16 protein-coding genes are annotated in these 17,205 nt (G+C 71.4%); 10 read left to right on the top strand and 6 right to left on the bottom strand.

Annotated elements, in window-relative coordinates; genetic code table 11:
• Positions 1–209: 209 nt before the first annotated feature.
• The 10 genes from rpmG to RI554_05905 all read left to right on the top strand — a co-directional run bounded on the left by rpmG (position 210) and on the right by RI554_05905 (position 12,319).
• Positions 210–374: a 50S ribosomal protein L33 gene (gene rpmG, locus RI554_05950; GenBank protein MDR9391554.1), complete on the top strand. Its 165-nt coding sequence runs from the start codon at positions 210–212 to the stop codon at positions 372–374.
• A complete protein-coding gene (gene secE, locus RI554_05945; GenBank protein ID MDR9391553.1) occupies positions 375–554 on the top strand; it encodes a preprotein translocase subunit SecE in 180 nt (59 codons plus the stop codon).
• Positions 555–596: 42 nt separating this feature from the next.
• Entirely contained in the window at positions 597–1,154 is a 558-nt protein-coding gene (gene nusG, locus RI554_05940) for a transcription termination/antitermination protein NusG (protein ID MDR9391552.1), read from the top strand.
• A gap of 66 nt (positions 1,155–1,220) precedes the next feature.
• Complete coding sequence (rplK, locus tag RI554_05935; GenBank protein MDR9391551.1) at positions 1,221–1,661, top strand: 50S ribosomal protein L11; 441 nt, start codon at positions 1,221–1,223, stop codon at positions 1,659–1,661.
• Positions 1,654–2,337 carry a 50S ribosomal protein L1 gene (rplA, locus tag RI554_05930; GenBank protein MDR9391550.1) on the top strand — a complete coding sequence of 228 codons (684 nt, stop codon included), beginning with the start codon at positions 1,654–1,656 and terminating at the stop codon, positions 2,335–2,337. The genes rplK and rplA overlap by 8 nt, the downstream gene beginning before the upstream one ends.
• Before the next feature lie 198 nt (positions 2,338–2,535).
• Complete coding sequence (rplJ, locus tag RI554_05925) at positions 2,536–3,066, top strand: 50S ribosomal protein L10 (protein MDR9391549.1); 531 nt, start codon at positions 2,536–2,538, stop codon at positions 3,064–3,066.
• A gap of 1 nt (position 3,067) precedes the next feature.
• Positions 3,068–3,457, top strand: a complete 390-nt coding sequence (gene rplL / locus RI554_05920) for a 50S ribosomal protein L7/L12 (GenBank protein MDR9391548.1) — start codon at positions 3,068–3,070, stop codon at positions 3,455–3,457.
• A 351-nt stretch (positions 3,458–3,808) separates the two neighbouring features.
• Entirely contained in the window at positions 3,809–7,189 is a 3,381-nt protein-coding gene (locus RI554_05915) for a DNA-directed RNA polymerase subunit beta (GenBank protein ID MDR9391547.1), read from the top strand.
• A gap of 50 nt (positions 7,190–7,239) precedes the next feature.
• Positions 7,240–11,814: a DNA-directed RNA polymerase subunit beta' gene (locus RI554_05910; GenBank protein ID MDR9391546.1), complete on the top strand. Its 4,575-nt coding sequence runs from the start codon at positions 7,240–7,242 to the stop codon at positions 11,812–11,814.
• Positions 11,815–11,893: 79 nt separating this feature from the next.
• A complete protein-coding gene (locus tag RI554_05905) occupies positions 11,894–12,319 on the top strand; it encodes a hypothetical protein (GenBank protein ID MDR9391545.1) in 426 nt (141 codons plus the stop codon).
• Positions 12,320–12,401: 82 nt separating this feature from the next.
• Here the strand turns inward: RI554_05905 and RI554_05900 are convergent, their stop codons facing one another.
• From RI554_05900 to RI554_05875, 6 genes are all read right to left on the bottom strand, one after another.
• Positions 12,402–12,905 (bottom strand): CarD family transcriptional regulator, encoded by a 504-nt coding sequence (locus RI554_05900; protein ID MDR9391544.1) that lies wholly within the window; start codon positions 12,903–12,905, stop codon positions 12,402–12,404.
• 231 nt (positions 12,906–13,136) lie between these two features.
• Entirely contained in the window at positions 13,137–14,060 is a 924-nt protein-coding gene (locus tag RI554_05895) for a DMT family transporter (protein MDR9391543.1), read from the bottom strand.
• Positions 14,057–14,446, bottom strand: coding sequence for a DUF423 domain-containing protein (locus RI554_05890; GenBank protein MDR9391542.1), 390 nt, complete (start codon positions 14,444–14,446; stop codon positions 14,057–14,059). The genes RI554_05895 and RI554_05890 overlap by 4 nt, the downstream gene beginning before the upstream one ends.
• Positions 14,443–15,135 (bottom strand): ABC transporter ATP-binding protein, encoded by a 693-nt coding sequence (locus RI554_05885; GenBank protein ID MDR9391541.1) that lies wholly within the window; start codon positions 15,133–15,135, stop codon positions 14,443–14,445. The genes RI554_05890 and RI554_05885 overlap by 4 nt, the downstream gene beginning before the upstream one ends.
• 1 nt (position 15,136) lies before the next feature.
• Positions 15,137–16,294 carry an ABC transporter permease gene (locus tag RI554_05880; GenBank protein ID MDR9391540.1) on the bottom strand — a complete coding sequence of 386 codons (1,158 nt, stop codon included), beginning with the start codon at positions 16,292–16,294 and terminating at the stop codon, positions 15,137–15,139.
• A partial coding sequence (locus RI554_05875; GenBank protein ID MDR9391539.1) for a DUF4115 domain-containing protein occupies positions 16,291–17,205 on the bottom strand: 915 nt, incomplete at its 5' end. The genes RI554_05880 and RI554_05875, both read right to left, overlap by 4 nt.

Below are 17,205 nucleotides of genomic sequence, written 5' to 3'. Positions count from 1 at the left end.
CGTGAGGGGGGTCGTACGGTGGGTGCGGGTGTCGTGACGGGCATCGAGGAGTAACCCCCACCGCGGGCGGTCGGCCGGGCTCGACGGCGGGTCCGGCCGTCCGCCCTGCCGTGCGCTTCCCTCCCGGGGGGCGCATCGGGTACACTCGCCCTCTTGCCGCTTCGCCGGCAGGCGGACCGCGTCCCGTAGGGGACGCCGAGGAGACGAACATGGCCAGCGACGTTCGCATCAAACTGCTGCTCGAGTGCACCGAGTGCAAGCGCCGGAACTACGCGACGCACAAGAATCGGCGCAACACGACCGACAAGATCGAGCTGCGCAAGTACTGCCCCTGGGAACGCAAGCACACCGTGCACAAAGAGGTGAAGGTCTAAGTGAAGGGCTTGATGCAGTACCTGCGGAACTCGCGGGCGGAGCTCGGTCGCGTGACGTGGCCGACCCGCAGCGAAGTGGTGCAGGCCACCCAAGCGACGCTGCTCTTCGTGCTGATCACGGTGGCGTTCCTGCTCGTCGCCGACACCACGCTCGGCAACCTGATCGGCCTGATCACCTGACCCCGCGGGCCGCCGGTCGGCGGCCCTGGGAGGACCCTGCCCATGAGCATCGAATGGTACGCCGTCCACACCTACGTCGGCCACGAAGACAAGGTCAAGGCGAACATCATGAGCCGGGCGCAGACGCTCGGCATTCAGGACCGCATCTACCAGGTCGTCGTGCCGAGCGAGGAGACGGTCGAGCATGCCGCGGGCGGCAAGCAGGAGGTCGTGAGGCGCAAGAGCTTCCCCGGCTACATCTTCGTGCAGATGGATCTCGGGGACAACCCCGACGAACCCAACGAAGCGTGGGAGGTCGTGCGCTACACGCCCGGCGTCACCGGCTTCGTCGGCACCGCCAGCCGCGCCGTGCCGCTCACGCCCGACGAGGAACAGCGCATGCTGGGCAGCCTCGGCATCACCGGCGCCCGTGAGGCGCCCAAGATCCAAGTCACCTACCACGCCGGCGACAGCGTCCAAGTCACGTCGGGCCCGTTCGCCGACTTCACCGGCATCGTCTCGGAGGTCAACCCCGAGCGAGGCACCCTGAAGGTGCTCGTATCCATCTTCGGACGGGAAACCCCCGTCGAACTCGACTTCGCGCAGGTCGTCAAGGGCTGACGCCCGCGCGTCCACGCGTCCGGACCCCGCCGCCCGCCCGCGGTGGGGGAGCGTACAGGAGGCCGCATGTCCAAGAAGGTCGAAGGCATCGTCAAGCTACAGCTACCCGCCGGAGGGGCGACCCCTGCCCCGCCGGTCGGGCCGGCGCTGGGGCAGTACGGGGCCAACATCATGGAGTTCGTCAAGGCGTACAACGCCGCCACCGCCGACCAGGCGGGCGCGGTCGTGCCGGTGGAGATCACCATCTACGCCGACCGGTCGTTCACCTTCACGATGCGCACCCCGCCCGCCAGCTTCCTCATCAAGCAGGCGGCGGGCATCGAGAAGGGCTCGGGCGAGCCGCACACGAACAAGGTCGGCTCCATCACGTGGGATCAGTGCCTCCAGATCGGTCGCACGAAGATGGAGGACCTCAACGCCGGGGACGAGAACGCCGCGGCGTGGATCGTCGCCGGCAGCGCCCGCTCGATGGGCGTCGAGGTGGAAGGGGCGCCGGATCGTGGCTAAGCACGGCAAGCGCTACCGCGACCTCGCCGGCAAGGTCGACCGCGACGCGAGCTACGCCGCGGCCGACGCCGCCGCCCTCGTCAAGGACCTCGCGACCGCGAAGTTCGACGAGACCGTCGAGGCCCACGTCCGCCTCGGGGTCGACCCCCGCAAGAGCGACCAGACGGTGCGCGGCACCGTCGCGCTGCCGCACGGGACCGGGAAGACCATCCGGGTCGTCGCCATCACCGGCGCCGACCAGATCGACGCCGCCCTCGAGGCCGGCGCCGACGCCGCCGGTGCGGACGAGATGGTCGACCGCATCGCCGGCGGCTGGATGGAGTTCGACGCCGTCGTCGCGACGCCCGACATGATGGCCGCCATCGGCTCGAAACTCGGCCGCGTGCTGGGCCCCAAGGGCCTCCTTCCCAACCCCAAGGCCGGCACCGTCGGCCCCGACGTGGCCGGCATCGTCACGGCGCTCAAGGCGGGCCGGATCGAGTTCCGGGCCGACAAGACCGGCGTCGTGCACGCTCCGATCGGCAAGGCGTCGTTCGACGCCGCCCACCTCGCGGAGAACCTCGCGGCCCTGCAGGAGGCGCTCGAAGCGGCGCGTCCCGAGGCGGCGAAGGGGATCTTCGTCAAGACCGTCCATCTCACCTCCACCATGGGACCCAGCGTCCGGGTGGCGGTCTGATCGGCATCCCGGTGCGTAGCGGGGACGTACGCGTCCCTCTCGGGCGCGTCCCGAACCACCTGATGGCGTTGGAGACAGCAGGGGCCGGCCAGGCTTAAAGATCCTGCCGAGGCGCAACGGTACGGCATCCGCCGTCCTCGCTACGCCTCGCGGCACGTTCCCTCCGGGGGACGCACGAACACGAATCGGGAGACCACCATGGCGAATCCGAAGAACGAAGCGATGGTCGCCGAGCTCCGCGAGTCCCTCGCGGATGCGTCGACCTTCTTCGTCGTGGACTACCAGGGGCTCTCGGCGGGAGAACTCGGGACGTTGCGCGCCGCGGTGCGCAACGCCGGAGGTCGCCTGCTCGTCGCGAAGAACACGCTGATCCGCGTCGTCCTGCAGGAGCAGGGCGTCGAGGGGTTCGACGAGACGCTGACGGGACCGACCGCACTGGTCCTCGTCGGCGACGATCCCGTCGCCCCCGTCAAAGCGCTCAGCGACTTCGCCGAAGAGCACGATGCCGATCTACCCGTCGCCAAGGGCGGCCTGCTCCAAGGGGGGCAGGTCGGACCGGAGGCCTTCGCGAAGATCGCGAAGCTTCCGTCCCGCGACGAGATCCTCTCCGAGCTGGTGGGGGTGCTTCAGGCGCCCATGCAACGGCTCGTGGGGGTCCTCTCCGGCCCGCCGCGCGACCTGGTGTCCGTCATGACCAACTACAAGGCCAAGCTCGAGGAAGGAAACTGACATGGCGTTCGATAAGGACAAACTCGTCGAAGAACTCGGGGCGCTCACCGTCCTGGAACTCACCGAACTCGTCGATGCCCTCAAGGAGACCTGGGGCGTCGAGGCGGCCGCCGCGATGCCGGCCGGCGCCATGATGGCCGCCGGCGCCGCCGCGCCCGCCGAAGGCGAAGCCGCCGCGGAGCAGGACGAGTTCACCGTCAGCATCGGCGATGCCGGCGACAAGAAGCTGCAGGTCATCAAGGAGGTTCGCGGCATCACGAACCTCGGCCTCAAGGAGGCCAAGGAGCTCGTCGAAGGCGGGGGCGTCGTCAAGGAAGGCGTCTCCAAGGACGAAGCCGCCGAGATCAAGGAGAAGCTCGAAGCCGCGGGCGCGACCGTCGAGGTCAAGTAGGGCCCCGCGGTTCGCACCGGATGCAGCGGCGAGGCCCGGCCGGACCCCCGGCCGGGCCGACCCGCCCCCGAACCGCCCACCCCCCGACGGCGCCCGCCGCACGCACGACGTTCGTTCGTTCTATTTGGCCGTACCCTATTTCTTTGAGCCGTACGCACCCGACCCTGCGGAGGTGGCTTTGCGAAGCGCGCGGAACCTGACGGCGAGCCCGACCCGGAGCGACGCACTCCGGACGGACACGACCCCCCGCACCACGAACCCCGGCCCCGTGCGCCGGGACCTGCGTCTCCACGACGACCCAGCGGCCCGCACCCCCCGAGGTGCGGACTCCGCGCATGCGACGAAGGGGTGATGATGCGCGAGATCCAATCGTTCGGAAGCATTCGTGAGGTGGCGGACCTGCCCAACCTCACCAACATTCAAATCACGTCGTACGAGCACTTCCTGCAACGCGACGTGGCCCCCACCGCACGCGCGCCGCACGGGCTGCAGGCGGCGTTCAAGGAGATCTTCCCGATCGACGAGACCGAACGCGGTCGCCAGACCGGCCTCGTCATCGACTTCCTCGAGTACACCCTCACCGAGCCGGAGTACGGCCCCGAGGAATGCCGCGAGAAGGACCTGAGCTACCAGTCCGGCCTGTTCGCCAAACTCCAGCTCGTGCACAAGGACACCGGCCTCATCAAGGAGGACCAGGTGTTCCTCGGCGACCTCCCGCTGATGACCGAGGACGGCTCCTTCGTCATCAACGGCGCCGACCGCGTCATCGTCTCGCAGATCCACCGCTCGCCCGGCGTGTACTTCACCGGGATGCTGCGCCCCAACGGCCAGAAGAGCTACACCGCGAGCATCATCCCGATGCCGAAGCGCGGCCCCTGGATCGAGCTCGAGTTCGACAACGCCGGCGTGCTGTGGATGAAGGTGAACAAGCGCAAGTTCCCCTTCTCGACCCTGCTGCGCGTCCTCGGCTACGGCGACGCCGCCATCCGCGAACTGTTCGCCGGGCACGAATCGATGATCGACCCCACCCTCGAGGAGGAGGAGCTGTCCGACGTCACGCCCGAGGAGGCGCTGTTGCGGCTCTTCACGGTGCTGCGTCCCGGCGACCCGCCCAAGGTCGACAAGGCCACCAGCTACCTCCACGGGCTGCTCGCCGATCCGCGCCGTTACGACCTCGGCGAGGCCGGCCGCTACAAGCTCAACGAGAAGCTCGACCTCGACGCGGACGAGAAGACCCTGCTCGGCTTCGTCGACGGGCGCTTCGTCGACTACGGGCTCGTGCCCACCCTGCAGTACCTCGTCAAGCTCCAGGCGGGCGACGCCGAAGCCACCGAGGACGACATCGACCACCTCGGCAACCGCCGCATCCGGACGGTCGGCGAGCTCGTCGCCGACCAGATCCGGGTCGGTCTCGGCCGCATGGCGCGCGGCGTGCGCGAGCGGATGCTGCTCGGCAACCCCGACGCCGCCACCCCGCAGAAGCTCATCAACAACCGCCCCATCGTCGCGGCGCTGCGCGAGTTCTACGGCCGCAGCCAGCTGTCGCAGTTCAAGGACCAGATCAACCCGCTGTCGGAGTTGCGCCACAAGCGCCGCATCTCCGCGCTCGGCCCCGGCGGCCTGACGCGCGAACGCGCCGGCTTCGACGTGCGCGACGTGCACCGCACGCACTACGGCCGCATCTGCCCGATCGAGACGCCCGAGGGCGCCAACATCGGCCTCATCACCTCCCTCGCGTCGTACTCCCGCGTCAACGACCTCGGCTTCATCGAGGCGCCCTACCGGCGCGTCGTCGACGGCAAGGTCAGCGACGACGTCGTCTACATGACGGCGCACGAGGAGGACAAGTACGTCATCGCGCAGGCGAACACCGTCCTCGAGGACGACGGCGGCTTCGTCAACGACCAGATCGTCGCCCGCGACCGCGGCGAGCCGGTCTTCGCCCCGCGGGACGACATCGACTTCATGGACGTCTCCCCGAAACAGATCATCAGCGTCCCGACCAGCATCATTCCGTTCCTCGAGCACGACGACGCCAACCGCGCGCTCATGGGGTCGAACATGCAGTCGCAGGCGGTGCCGCTCATCAAGGCGGACGCCCCCTACGTCGGGACCGGCGTCGAGGAACGCATCAGCCTCGACTCCGGCACGTGCGTCGTCGCGGAGGAGGCGGGAACCGTCACGTACGTCGACGCCGAACGCATCCGCGTCGAGGGCGCCAAGAAGGTCGAGCGCGAGTACGTCCTCACGCGCTTCCAGCGCAGCAACCAGAACACGAACCTCGATCAGCACCCCGTCGTCAAGCTCGGGGACGCCGTGAAGGCGGGGCAGGTCATCGCCGACGGGCCCGCCTCGCAGAACGGGCGCCTGGCGCTCGGGCAGAACATCCTCATCGCCGTCATGCCGTTCGACGGCTACAACTTCGAGGACGCCATCGTGCTCTCGGAGAACCTCGTGCGCAGCGACGCCTACACGTCGGTGCACATCGAGAAGTTCGAGAAGGAGGCGCGCGAGACGAAACTGGGGCCGGAGAAGATCACCCGCGACATTCCGGGCCTGAGCGAAGCGGCGCTCCGCGACCTCGACGAGGACGGCGTCGTCCGCATCGGCGCGGACGTCAAGCACAACTCGATCCTCGTCGGCCACACCAGCTTCAAGGGCGAGAAGGACCCCACCCCCGAGGAGCGGCTGCTGCGCTCGATCTTCGGTGAGAAGGCCCGCGAGGTGAAGGACACCTCGCTGCGCGTCCCGCCCGGGGACGGCGGCGTGGTGCTCCGCACCGTCCGCTTCCGGCGGGGCGACGACGGCGTCGAACTCAAGCCCGGCGTCACCGAAATGGTGCGCGTCTACGTCGCGCAGAAGCGGCGCCTCATCGAGGGCGACAAGCTCGCCAACCGGCACGGGAACAAGGGCGTCGTCGCGAAGATCCTCCCGCCCGAGGACATGCCCTACCTCGACGACGGCACCCCCGTCGACCTGGTCTTCAACCCGCTCGGCGTGCCGAGCCGCATGAACCTCGGCCAGATCCTCGAGACGCACCTCGGGCTCGCCGCCTACAAGCACGGCGTCAGTTACGTCACGCCGGTCTTCGACGGCGCCAGCGAGGACGAGATCAAGGACCTCCTGGAGGCCTCGGCGCGCGACGAGATCGCCGAGATGAAGGCCTCGGGTGCGGAGGTCGACCGACGCGAACGCGACGTCGTTCGGCGCGCCGCCAAGCTCGGCGTGCTGGAGGACGGCCTCGACGACGACGCCGCCCGCGTCGCGCTGGCGCGCTCGGGCAAGGCGGTGTTGTACGACGGACGGACCGGGGAGGCGATCGACGCCCCCATCGTCGTCGGCATCATGTACGTGCTGAAGCTCTACCACATGGTCGAGGACAAGATGCACGCCCGCTCGACCGGCCCCTACAGCCTCATCACCCAGCAGCCGCTGGGCGGCAAGGCGCAGTTCGGGGGACAGCGCCTCGGGGAGATGGAGTGCTGGGCGCTGCAGGCGCACGGCGCCTCGCACACGCTGCAGGAGATGCTCACCATCAAGTCCGACGACCTCGACGGGCGCAACGCCGCCTACGAGGCGATCGTGAAAGGAAGCGACGTGCTCGAGCCCACCATTCCCGAGTCGTTCAAGGTCCTCGTGAAGGAACTGCACTCGCTCGGGCTCGACGTCAAGGTCCAGACCGACGCCGGCGAAGACGTCGGCATCTTCGACGAAGCGGGGAGGCACTGGTGAGCGACGCTCCGACGACCCTCAACCTCGAGACGCAAGGACGCCCCCGCGAGGTGCGGCGCTACGACTTCAGCCAGGTGCAGATCGGCATCGCCAGCCCCGAAACGATCCGCGACTGGAGCTACGGCGAGATCACGAAGCCGGAGACCATCAACTACCGCACCCTCAAGCCCGAGCGCGAGGGCCTGTTCGACGAGCGCGTCTTCGGGCCCGAGAAGGATTGGGAGTGCACGTGCGGGAAGTACCGCGGCCAGCGGTTCGCGGGCAAGGTGTGCGAACGCTGCGGGGTGGAGGTCACCAAGGCCACCGTCCGGCGCTACCGCATGGGGCACGTCGAGTTGGCGACCCCCTGCGCGCACATCTGGTACGTCAAGGACATCCCCAGCAAGATCGGGTCGCTGCTGAACCTCTCCACCAGCCAACTCGAGCAGGTGCTGTACTTCGGCAAGTTCGTCGTCACCGATCCCATGGGCGCGAAGCTCGACGGGCGCCCGTTGGCCCGCGCCGACCTGCTCAGCGACGAGGAGTACCGGCAGCTGCGCTACGGCCGCCAGGAGACCTACAGCGTCCAGCAGGGCGAGGACGCCGTCGTCGGCGACGGCGAAGAGGTCGAGATCGGTCAGCAGCTCGCGAAGGGCGTCAAGGCCAAACTCGCCGGCATCGCGCAGTACCGCTTCCCCCGCAAGGTGGTCGTCGACTACCGCGAAGCGCGCGACGGGCGGCTGGTGCTGCCCGAAGCCGCCTGGATCGACGAGGACGCCTTCGAGGGGGGCGCGGCGATCGCGGAGATCGGCGAGGACGTCGAGCTCCTCAGCGAAGAGGAGGGCGTCGTCGACCTCGTCCCCATCGGGAGCGACGGGGGCGTCGCGGTGGTCCGCGACCCCGACGACGAGAACGTCCTCGCGTCGTACCTGTTGCCCGCCGGCATGGAGGTCGCGGTCGGCGACGGCGAGTTCGTCGAGAAGGGCGACCCGATCGCCCGCGCCGCCGCCGGCACGACGTTGACGCTGCCGACCGTCGCGACCGCCGAGGTCCGCGCGGCGAAGGCCAAGAAGGGCGTCGTGACCGCGACGCTGGCGGTGGCGTGGGCGCGCAGCGAGACGTTCGAGATCAACCCCACGATGCACGTCCTCGTCGGCGACGGCGCGGAGGTGCAGGCGGGCGAGAAGATCGTCGGCGCGATCGACGCGGCGCAGGAGATCACCGCCGCCGCCGACGGCACGGTGCACCTGCGCGAGCCGGCCAGCATCATCGTGAGCCGCGCGCGGGTCTACCCGTACGACGACGAGCCGCTCGTCGTGAACGGCGACCGCGTGTCGCCCGGCGAGGAGCTCGCCGACGACGGCCGCATCAAGGCCGACATCAGCGGGCGGGTCGAGATCGACCTGGTGCGCCGGCAGGTGCGCCTCATCGAGTCGTACGACGTCGAAGCGAAGATGGGCGCCGAAGCGGTCCAGGAGCTCCTCTCCACCCTCGACCTCGAGAAGCTCGAGGCGGAACTCGTCGAGGAGATGGCGTCGCCGTCGCGGCACAAGCGGGCGAAGGCCCGCAAGCGCCTCGAGATCGTGCGGAGCTTCCTGCGTAGCGGCAACGACCCCGCCTGGATGATCCTCGAGGCCGTCCCGATCATGCCGCCCAGCCTGCGCCCGATGGTGCAGGTCGACGGCGGACGCTTCGCGACGAGCGACCTCAACGACCTCTACCGGCGCCTGATCAACCGCAACAACCGCCTGAAGAAGCTCATGCAGCAGGGCGCGCCGGAGATGATCGTCCGCAACGAGAAGCGGATGCTGCAGGAGGCGGTCGATGCGTTGATCGACAACGGCCGCCGCGGCAGCGCCGTCGTGCATCCCGGCTCCGACCGGCCGCTGCGGAGCCTCACCGACCTGCTCGGAGGCAAGCAGGGCCGCTTCCGTCAGAACCTGCTGGGCAAGCGCGTCGACTACTCGGGCCGCAGCGTCATCGTCGTCGGTCCGCAGTTGGCGTTGCATCAGTGCGGCGTCCCGAAACGCATGGCGTTGGAGCTGTTCAAGCCGTTCCTGTTCAAGAAGCTCGAGGAGCGCGGCATCGCCAGCAACATCAAGAACGCGCGCCGCGTCCTCGAGAACACCCAGAACCTCCGCGACGAGGTCTGGGATGCGCTCGAGGAGGTCATCGAGGACCGCGTGGTCCTTTTGAACCGGGCGCCGACCCTGCACCGCCTCGGCATCCAGGCGTTCGAACCGGTCCTCGTCGAGGGGCAAGCGATCCAGCTGCATCCGCTCGTCTGCGAGGCGTTCAACGCCGACTTCGACGGTGACCAGATGGCGATCCACGTGCCGCTCTCGGTGTACGCGCAGTCCGAGGCGCGCCTGCAGATGCTGGCCAGCCACAACCTGCTCTCGCCCGCGCACGGCGCGCCGAACGTGCAGGCGAGCCGCGACATGATCCTCGGCCTGTTCGTCCTGACGCAGGTGCACACCGGCCGCAAGGGCATCGGCGCGACGTTCGACGCCGTCGAGGACGCCCTCGCCGCGCACGCGTCGGGCGAGGTGGACCTCAACGCCACGATCACGGTCGCGGGGCGCGAAACGTCGGTGGGTCGCCTCAAGCACCGCTTCTCCGACGTCGACGAGGCGCTCCTCGCCGTCGAGCGGGGCGAGATCGACATGCAGGACGTCGTCACCGTCCGCGTCGGCGGGGAGCTGGTCGAGACCAGTCCCGGGCGCATGTTCTTCGTCCGGATGGTCGAGGAGACCGTCGGGGAGGACGGCGTTGCGGTGCCCAAGGAGCTGCTCCGCTACGACGTCGCCTACGAGAAGGGCGCCCTGAAGGACCTCGTCGTCGACAGCTTCAAGCTGCTCGGGGTCGACCGCACCGCGAAACTCCTGGACGCCCTCAAGCGCTACGGGTTCGAACTGTCGACGACGTCGGGCATCACCATCGGCATCGACGACGTCGCGATCCCCCCGCAGAAGGCGGCGTTGCTCGCCGACGCCGAGGAGAAGCTCGGCAAGATCATGGCGGCCGCGCAACGCGGGTTCGTCACCGAGGTCGAGCGCAAGCAGCAGGTCGTGCGCCTCTGGTCGGACACGACCGAGAAGGTCAAGGACGCCGTCTTCGAGAACTTCGGGGAGAACACGCCGTTCAACCCGCTGTACGTCATGGCGCAGTCCGGCGCGCGCGGCAACCCGCAACAGATCCGCCAGTTGGCGGGCATGCGGGGCCTGATGGCGAAGCCGTCGGGCGAGACGATCGAGCTGCCGATCCGCGCGAACTTCCGCGAGGGCCTCGACGTCCTCGAGTACTTCAACAGCACCCACGGAGCCCGGAAGGGTGGGGCGGACACCGCGCTCCGCACCGCCGACTCGGGCTACCTGACGCGGAAACTCGTCGACGTCGCGCACGAGCTCGTCGTCCGCGAGGAGGATTGCGGAACGGCGGACGCCGTCGAGATCGGCTTCTACGGCCCCGAAGGCCGCCTGCGCGCCAAAGGCCACCTGGAGATGAGCCTCTACGGGCGGCGTCTCGGGCAACCGCTCGAGTTGGGCGACCGCACGTGGGAGGCCGGCGCGACGCTGTACCGCGAGGACGTCGCCGCGATCTACGAGCGCCTCGAGGCGCACCCCGAGGTGCGCGAGGCGTGGGTGCGGAGCGCCCTCACCTGCCAGACGCGGGCCGGCGTCTGCCGCGCCTGCTACGGGCTGGACATGTCGACCATGAGCGACGTCGGGCTCGGGGAAGCGGTCGGCGTCATCGCCGCGGAATCGATCGGTGAGCCCGGCACGCAGCTCACGATGCGGACGTTCCACACCGGAGGGATCGCGACCGGGGGCGACATCACGCAGGGCCTGCCGCGCGTGATCGAGCTCGTCGAGGCCCGCAAGCCGAAGGCCCGCGCGGTCGTCAGCGACATCGACGGCGTCGTGTCGATCGACGAGGACGAGGACAAGATCCGCATCACCGTCACGTCCGAGGACGGCGAGTTCGTCAAGGCGCACAAGGTCGAGGCCACCGTGCGGATCGTCGTGCGGGACGGCGACACCGTCGAGGCCGGCCAGCCGCTGACGCGCGGCGCGATCAACCCGCACGACCTGCTCGAGACCCGCGGTCCCGACGCCGTCCAGGAGTACCTGGTGGACGAGATCCAGCGCGTCTACCGCAGCCAGGGCGTCAGCGTGCACGACAAGCACATCGAGGTCATCGTCCGGCAGATGCTCAAGTACGTCGAGATCCTCGAGTCGGGCGACAGCCCGTTCCTCGAGGGCCAGACGATCGAGCGGTTCGACGTCGAGGAGGCCAACGCGGCGCTCCTGGACGAGGGCAAGACCCCCGCGACGTGGAAGCCGCTGTTGCTCGGCATCACCAAGGCCAGCCTCTCGACGAAGAGTTGGTTGTCCGCCGCCAGCTTCCAGCACACGACGCACGTGCTCACCGAAGCGGCGGTCGCCGGGAAGGCCGACGACCTCGTCGGCCTCAAGGAGAACGTCATCCTGGGGCGCCTCATCCCCGCCGGCACCGGGCTCGACGCGATCCGCGACACCCGCGTCGCGGATGCGGACACCGTCAAGCTCGTCCAGCTTCAGGCGGACCAGGCGCGCGAGTCGGCCGGCGCCGGCCGTGCCGAGGAGGCCCGCCCGGACGCCTGAGTCGACCCCCACGCGTCCGAACGACCGGCCCGCGGCCCCGCCGCGGGCCGCGTCGCGTCGGGGCGCGGTACCCTCCGGCGTGAGCGCAGCCGCCCACGTCGCCGCCTTCGATCCCGGCCGGAACGTCGGGTACGCCCTCGTGGCGGCCGACGGACGCCGTCTGGACGCCGCCGTGTTCGACGTCGCCGACCTGTCCCCGGAGCGCCTCCGAGCGCGGGTGCCGGACGGCGTGCGCGTCGTGGTGGGGGCGGGCACGGGTGCGGCGCGCGTCTCCGCGGCGCTGGAGGCGGCGGGCCGGCCGGCGGAGCTCGTCGACGAGGTCGGCACCAGCCTCGAGGGGCGCGACCTGTGGCGCCGCTGCGTCCCCCCGCGCGGCCTCGCGCGGTGGCTGCCGGCCGGGCTGCGCGTCCCGAGCGCCCCGATCGACGACTACGCCGCCTGGGCGATCGCCCTGCGGGTGCTGGGCGTCGCGAGCGAAGCGGCGCCGGGCCGGACGGACGCGTGAACGCCGCGCCCCGGAGGGGCGCGGCGGACGATGCGAGCGATGCGGGCGAACGGGGCGAACGGGGCGGGAGGTCCCCGGCGGGTCAGTTGAGGACTTCGTCCTCGCCGATCTCCATCATGCTTCGGGCTTCCTCGGTGCTGACGTCCAGCACCGCACTGATCTCGCCGGCGAGGAGGCGCAGGGCGCGCCGGTAGGCCTGCCGGTCGAGGTCGGGGAGGCCCCGCTCGAGGTCCCACCGTCGCAGTTCGCTGGCGAGGGTGGCGATCTGGTACGGGTCGCCCGACGTGAGGATGTCGGTGACGCGCCGGTGCCGGGCGGCCCACTGTTTCGGGAGGGTGAGGCGACCGTGCGTGAGGCGCTCCAGGACGCTTTGGACCTCGTCGTTCGTCAACGCCGCGCGGAGGCCGGCCTCCTGGGGGGCGTGGACCGGGACGTAGGCGCGCGACGTGCCGTTCGGGAAGTCGACCTGGTAGTACGTGAAGTCGGTGCCGGCGACCGTCTTCGTGGTCGTGCCCGACACGATGCCGACGCCGTACGGCGGGAGGACCACCTGGTCGCCGTTCTTGAATTTGCTGGCCTTGTCCACGTTCACTCCTCGTCGCTCGGGCGCGCACGGGGTGGGCGCGCCGTGCGCGCGCCCCCGACGGGGGCGGCGTCCCGAAGTAGGATGGGGCGTCGCGTGGCTCGCGTCCCGCGCGCAGCGGTGCGCGCCGGGGCGCGGTGCATGCCGTCGCGTGCCTCGGTCACGCCCCGTAGTGTAGCACGTGACCCCGTCCTCGGCCGTCGTCCGCTCGGCGCGTGCCGGGTCCAGGACGGCTCAGGGGGCGGGGTGGGCGGCGCCCGGCCCCTCGCGCCGCCGGTGCCGCACCACGAGCGCTACGCCGCTCAACAGGACCGGCGCCCCGAGCAGCACCCCCACCCCCGGGATCTCGGTGAACAGGAGCCAGGCGAGGACGCCCGCCCCGATCGGTTCGAGCAGCGTCACGGTCGCCACGACCGTCGGGTCGAGGTGCCGGTTCGCCCAGTTGAGGCCGCCGTGCCCCACGAGCTGCGGGGCGAGCGCCATCAGGAGGATCCAGCCCCACGTGGCGGCCGGCCAGTCGAGGTACGGCGCGCCGAGCACGGCGGGCAGAGGGATCAAAACGAGGGCGGCGACGAGGTAGGCGATCGTCGCGTAGCCCGAGGTCGACAGGCCCGCGCGCTGCGCGCGCCGGCCGAGCAGGAAGTACCCCGCCGCGGACCACGCCCCGAGCAACGCCAGGGCGTCGCCCAGCAGCGGGGCGCTGCCGCCCTGCAGGTCGCCGACCCCGATCGCGACGCCCCCACCGATCGCGAGGACGAGCCCCACCAGAACGCCGCGCGTGGGCGGCGTCCCGCCCCACCAGCGCGCGAGCGCCACCCAGATCGGGACCGTCGTGACGAGGGTGACGCTGGCGGCGACCGTCGTGTAGGCGAGCGACGTCAGCCACGTCGCGAAGTGCACCCCCAGCAGCAGGCCGGCGAGGAGGGCGGGGCGGAGGCTGGCGGCGGTCGGCGGGGCGCGCCGCAAGCCCCGCAGGCCGGCGGGCAGGATCAGCACCGAGGCGAACGCCATGCGCCACAACGCCACGACGGCGCCCGGCGCGTCGGCGAGGCGCGCGAAGATCGCACCGAGGCTGATGGCGGCGACGACGGCGACGAGGACCGCCGTGACGGTGGCGGCGGACGGCATCGCGTCCGCCGCGCTGCGCGAGGCGCTCACGGACGGGCCGGGGTGCGGGTGCGCAGGAGGCGCCAGGCGAGGAGGGCCCACCCGAGGATCAGCGCGACGCCGCCGACCGGGGCGACCGCCCCGAAGGCGGAGACGTCGGTCGCGACGAGGGCGTACAGGGCGCCGGCGAACACGACGGTGCCGGCCAGCAGCCAGGGGCGTGCGGGGCGGGCGGCCGCCCCGAGCGGAGCGGTGGCCAGGAGCGCGACGCCGTGCACCGTCTGGTAGCGCACCGCGGTGTCGAACGTCGCGAGGCGCGCCTCGCTCAGGACCGGTTCGAGGGCGTGCGCCCCGAACGCACCGAGCGCCACGCCGGCGCCGGCGAGCAGCGCCCCGACCGCCGCCCAGCGCGGCGCGGGGGGCACGCCGCCGCTCACGCCGCCTCGCCGGCGTCGGCGCCCACGACCGACGTGATGGCGCCGTCGGCGATGGCGAGGGTGACGTCGGCGGCGTCGGCGACGGCGGCGTCGTGCGTCACGACGATCACCGTCCGGCCGTCGGCCGCCACCTCGCGGAGGGCGTCGATCACCTCACGGCCGCTGGCGCGATCGAGGTTGCCGGTCGGCTCGTCGGCGAACACGACCTGCGGGTCGTTCGCGAGGGCGCGCGCCAGCGCCACGCGCTGCCGTTCCCCGCCCGAGAGTTTCGCGGGCAGCGCCCCGCCGCGGTGCGCGACCCCGAAGCGCCCCAGAAGCGCGTCGGCGCGCACCAACCGCTCGTTGGCCGGGACGCCGGCCAACCCCATCGGGAAGGCGACGTTCGCGCGGGCGGGCAGCACCGAGATGAGGTTCGACGCTTGGAAGACGAACCCGAAGTGCCGGAGGCGGAGCGCCGCGAGGCGCGTTTCGCTCAACGCGTCGAGGGCGAGGTCGTCGAGGCGGACGTGCCCCGCGTCGGGCCGGTCGAAGCCGGCCAGCAGGTTCAGCAGCGTCGACTTGCCGGACCCCGAGGGCCCCATGACGGCGGTGACGCGCCCCGGCGCGAAGGCGTGGTCGACGCCCTGGAGGGCGTGGACCGGGCCGGCGGGCGTGGCGTAGGTACGGACCAACTGCTCGGCGCGCAGCATCTCAGCCTCCCTGCGAGACCGCGTCGGCGATCTGGATCCGCGCGGCCCGCGCCGAGGGCGCGAGGCCGGAGAGGAGCCCCATGGCGAGCGCGACGAGGAGGGCGAACGCGACGAGGCGGAGGGTGACGGCGGCGACGTCGAGGCCGATCAGGTCGGCGGAGACGAGGTTGACCGCCCACGCCCCGCCGCGCCCGAGCGCGACGCCGGCCGCGCCGCCGACGAGCGACAACAGCACGCTTTCCGCGAGCACCACCCCGAACAGGAAGCGGGGGCGGGCGCCCACGGCGCGCACGACCCCGAACTCGCGGGTGCGTTCGAAGACGCTCATCAGCACCGTGTTCGCCACGGCGATCGCGCCGACGATCAATGCGATGGCGCTGATGCCGAGGCGGACGACGTCGGTGATGCGGATGCCGCGCTCGATGACCGACAGCACGTCGCCGGCGGTCTGCACCCCGAGCTCGGGGAAGCGCTCCTCGAGGGCGGCGGCCGCCTCGTCGGCGCGGCTGGGGTCCTCGAGGTCGACGACGAGGAAGCTCACGCGGTCGGGGCTCTGGATGGCGGTCTGGAGCGACGAGAGGGGGACGACGATGCCGTTGCTCAAGAAGCCGCCGCCGTCCTCGGCGAGCCCGACGATCTCGAAGGTCGCGTCGGAACTGAGGCGCAGCACGTCCCCGATCGCCAGGTTCGAGCGTTCGGCCGCCTGGACCCCGACGACCGCGACGTTGCGTCCCGCGTCGTCGGGGCCGATGCCGTCGCCCTCGACGACCTGGTAGCCGGGGTAGATCGAGGCGACGTCGACGTCGGCGGGGAGGCCCTGGAAGGCGAACGAGCTCGACGCGGTGAAGCCGCCGCGCACGTACAGGATGAGCGGCACGACCTTCGTGACGCCGAACGGTTCGGCGGCCGCTTCGACGTCGTCGAGCAGGTCGAGGGGGAGCTCGGGGACGCCGCCGAACCCGCTCGTTTCGAACGAGCCGTAACTGATCTGCAGTTCCGCGCCGATGTTCGAGAGTTCGCTGGCGAAGGCGCGGCGGAGCCCCTCGCCGAGGGAGAGGAAGACGACCATGGATCCGACGGCGATGGCGATGCCGGTAGCGGTGAGGAAGGTGCGGAGCGGGCGGTGGCGCAGCGAGTGCAGCGCGAGGTTCCAGATCAAGGAGCGTCCTCCGGGAAGGCGCGGCCGGTGACCGCGCCGCGCGAGCCGAGGGTCGGCACGAGCGGTTCGCCGTCGACGAGCACCTCGAGCCCGCCGGCGTTGCCGACGTGCAGGTACACGGGGCGTTCGAACGTGAACGTGTCGCCCGGTTGGGCGGTGGTGTAGGCGAGGCGTTCCCCTTCGCCGCGGGCGGTGGATTGGTAGGCCTCGAGCCAGCTGGCCTCCTCGACGACCACGCGGATCGTGCCGGCCTCGCCGGAGGCCTCGGGGGGCGGCGCGTCGGGCTCCGGCTCGAGCGTGACGACCACCTCGCGGTCGCGGTCGAAGGCGAGCGTCGTTTCGACCGGGAGGTACCCGTCGCGTTCGATGCGCAGCGTCCGCTCGGCGCGGGCGGTGATCGGGACGTTCTGCAGCGGCGTCACGCCGGGCAGTGCGAAGGCGTCGACGCTGACGCGGGCGCCCGGCGGGTCGGTCGTGACGCTCAGGGCGACGTCGTCGGCGGCGCCCGCGAGGCCCTCGGCGACGCCGCCGTCGGGGGCGGCGAGGACGTCGGGGCCGGCGGGGTCCGTCGCCGCGGGCGCGTCGGGTGCGCTCGGGGCGGGGGCGTCGGCGGGGGCGTCGGCGGGGGCGTCGGTGGTCGCATCGGCGGTCGCGGTGGGCGGGGCGGGGTCGAACAGCAGTTGGTTGAAGCCCCACACGGCGGTGCCGATGACGACGCCGGCGACGACGACGGTCGCGAGCATCGGGCCGGCCGCGCGGAGCGCCGCGGCGAGCGCGCCGCCCGACGGGCGGGGGGCGGCGCGGGGGCCGGGGCTGCGCGGGCCGGGGCGGCCCGCCGGGGTGCGGCGGGGGCGGGCGGCGCGCGGGGGGGCGTCGGCGTCGTCCCGGACGGCGGCGTCGGGTCCGTCGTC

It is taken from the genome of Trueperaceae bacterium (genome assembly GCA_031581195.1).
GTDB lineage: Bacteria > Deinococcota > Deinococci > Deinococcales > Trueperaceae > SLSQ01.
This window is presented reverse-complemented; position numbering and strand designations above follow the sequence as displayed.